General features: G+C 49.1%; 1 protein-coding gene. It reads right to left on the reverse strand.

From position 1 onward, the window contains the following. Nucleotides 1-543: Nramp family divalent metal transporter (locus ACTHUR_RS15215; RefSeq protein WP_440399465.1), on the reverse strand; the 543-nt coding region annotated here is incomplete at its 3' end. Between the last annotated feature and the right edge of the window lie 99 nt (nt 544-642).

Below are 642 nucleotides of genomic sequence, written 5' to 3' on the forward strand. Positions count from 1 at the left end.
GTCGGGTTTCATCTGCATGCCGCGAGACATGGCCACGGCTGCTGCGGCGACGGTGGCGATGGTCAGGCTGACGATGATGATTTTGGAAACGTTATCCAATGCTTTATAGCGGCCGCTTGCCAAAATCAGCAGGCAGGAAACCATAATCATGACGGACACCATACCGGCATCGAAAGTCAGTGATGGGATTGCCATTTTGACGATGGCGGCGGTAACGATGGCGACTGCACCGGCATTAATCGTTGCCGATGCAATACATAAAATCAAAAATACCCACAAATAAACGCGGCTTTTTTCGGCATAGCCCTCAATCAGGCTTTTGCCCGTGTCCAGCGTGTAATGTGCGCTGAAGCGGAAAAACGGGTATTTGAACAGGTTGGTCAGAATAATGATCAGCGCAAGCTGCCAGCCGTAAAGTGCACCTGCCTGCGTGGAGGCAATCAGGTGCGATCCGCCGACCGCTGCCGAAGCCATCATGATGCCCGGGCCGAGAGCATTGATTTTGCTCTTCCAGGTGGAAGCGTGTGTATGTTGTTCAGCCATAATTAGTTTCCGCCTTTTTCAGACGGCCTTATTATCAAAAAAAGGCATATTTTAACGTAAATAAAAAGTTTGCCCAATAATATGCGTAATACTTTTTAT

It is taken from the genome of Neisseria sp. P0021.S007, assembly GCF_051956855.1.